This is a genomic window from Haloferax sp. s1, from assembly GCF_058382125.1.
In genome coordinates this window covers 9,822-12,102 of sequence record NZ_JBZRPK010000655.1, presented here as the reverse complement: position 1 = coordinate 12,102, position 2,281 = coordinate 9,822, and the positions used below count along the sequence as shown (strand labels likewise).

General features: G+C 61.0%; 2 protein-coding genes and 1 pseudogene. 2 read left to right on the top strand and 1 reads right to left on the bottom strand.

The features are described 5' to 3' along the window. Positions 1 to 156 precede the first annotated feature (156 nt). Positions 157 to 546 (bottom strand): annotated as a pseudogene (locus tag QT222_RS15205) (helix-turn-helix domain-containing protein); the annotation flags it as partial. Positions 547 to 815: 269 nt separating this feature from the next. Between QT222_RS15205 and nucS the strand changes: the two are divergent. Both nucS and QT222_RS15195 read left to right on the top strand, forming a co-directional pair. Then, the gene (gene nucS, locus QT222_RS15200; RefSeq protein ID WP_179955370.1) at positions 816 to 1,607 is read left to right on the top strand and encodes an endonuclease NucS; all 792 of its coding nucleotides are present in this window, start codon (positions 816 to 818) and stop codon (positions 1,605 to 1,607) included. A 150-nt stretch (positions 1,608 to 1,757) separates the two neighbouring features. After that, positions 1,758 to 2,281 (top strand): 50S ribosomal protein L16 (locus tag QT222_RS15195; RefSeq protein ID WP_491477657.1); only part of this gene is annotated, 524 nt, incomplete at its 3' end.

Below are 2,281 nucleotides of genomic sequence, written 5' to 3'. Positions count from 1 at the left end.
TTGTCCTCTTTCTAGAAAGGGAAGACGAGCCTTCCGATATCCAAATATCCTCGGTAGAAACGGCAGAAAGCGGTTGTTTCTACCCCCGACGCGTCGGCCCCGTAAGTGAGACAAAAAGGTCACCAGGGTCTTGGGTAGAAGACGGGAACGACGCCACGCCCGCCGCTCCTCGGCGTCTTTACCGCCGTCAGTTGCAACATTTCGGAAATCAACCGCAACGCCCGCGTCAGCAAACGAAAACGAGAGCGTGTCGAAATTGGTCTCGAACTCCCGTGGGTGGTGGCTCGCCAGTTGAATCCGCCGACGTTCATCGAGGAGCGACGCCTCGGTGAGTTGGTCGAGCTTCCGGTAGACGGTCGACAGCGGAACATCACACACGTCCGCGCACTCCTGTGCAGTTCGAGGGGCTTCGTCACAGGCGGCGAGAATACGACGACTGTCGTCGTCGCTGAGAACGGAGAGAACAGCAGACGAGTCGGTGCGGTCCTGTCTGTGCGAGTCGGAAGCTGATCCCCCGCGGGCGATGAGTGTCGACGTCGTGTTCATACTTTTATTGACGACTGTTATCCGGAGGTATCCAGTCCCGCGCTATCCGGGGTGGTTTAAGTACACCCCCGACAGCGTCTCGATGGCGAGACCACGCTCTTCGCGAAACCACCCGGTGATGAGTTTCATCTCCGGCGGGTAAACGCCCGCGAGCGCGCAGACGCATGCGTGACCAGCGAACCGAGACTCACCGTGACAACGAACTGAGTCCACCCGACCACGACGCGGGGCTTATCCCCGCCGACCACGAATCGCGGTGCAACACCCGGATGACGGTGAACACACTCCATCGACCGACGCACCGCGACGCGCTCGTTCACCTCGAATCGGCATTCGAACGCGGCGATATGGTCACCGTGTTCGGCCGGTGTACAGTGGACTACGACGGCCGCGCGACGAGCGAGCTCGGCCCCGGCGACCGACTGGTCGTTCTGAAGCCGGACGGGTCCATCCTCGTCCACACGGACGAAAAGCGGACGCCAGTGAACTGGCAGCCACCGGGGTGTACGCACTCTGCAGGCGTGCGCGACGGCCGACTCCGCGTTCGGAGCACGCGGTCGAGTCCGGATGAACGGCTCGACGTGTTCTTCGAGCGCGTCGAACAGTGTTCGGCGTACGCCGTAAACGACCGAAGCGACCTCGAACTCGTCGGAAGCGAAGAGGACCTGCGACAACATATCCTCTCGGACCCGTCGATTCTCGAAGCTGGCTTCGAACCCCTCGAAACTGAGCGACAGAGCGACGCCGGTGCGCTCGACATCTTCGGTGAAGATGCCGAAGGAGTCCCCGTCGTCGTGGAGTTGAAGCGCCGTAGGGTCGGCCCCTCGGCAGCGAGTCAACTCCGCCGGTACGTGGACGCCGTCCGGCGGGAGTTCGGCGATAACGAACCAGTTCGTGGTGTTCTTGTCGCTCCCTCCGTCACCGACCGGGCCACCGACCTCCTCGACCGCGAAGGGTTGGAGTTCGTCGCACTCGATCCTGAGACGGGTGAACCCCCCGTCGAGGACGAGGAAAGAGGCAACGAACAGGAAACGAAAGGCGAGCGAGCAGACGACGAGTAAGTAGTCGAGACCGGTGGTCGCGGCGAAAATATCGATGGTTCGACGCGGTGAAGGGGCAAAACACCGTGAGAGCGGCTCACACGACCGGATGGCCGAATGAAGCTTCGAAGCGTTTTTAGCCCGCCTGACCCTTCGGTTTCACAAGTAACCATGTCAGACAAACCCGCCTCTATGTACCGGGAGATCAAGAACCCGGCATACACCCGACGTGAGTACATCACGGGTATCCCTGGTTCGAAGATTGCACAGCACAACATGGGCGACCTGCAGGCGGACCCCGAGGACTACCCTGTCGAGATCAGTCTGGAGGTCGAAGAGGATGTTCAGATTCGCCACGGTTCGCTCGAATCTGCACGTCTCTCGGCCAACCGTCTGATGCTCAAGAACGCGGGCGAAAAGCAGTACAAGATGATCCTGCGCAAGTTCCCGCACCACGTCATCCGCGAGAACAAGCAGGCAACCGGTGCCGGTGCAGACCGTGTTTCTGACGGAATGCGCCAGTCGTTCGGGAAGGTCGTTGGGACCGCTGCTCGCATCCCCAAGGGTGAGACGGTCTTCACCATCTACTGCGACGTCGAAGACGCCGAAATCGCGAAGGACGCCTTCCGCCGTGCGTACAACAAGATGTCGCCGCCGTGCCGCATTGTCGTCGAACGCGGCGAAGAACTGCTCGT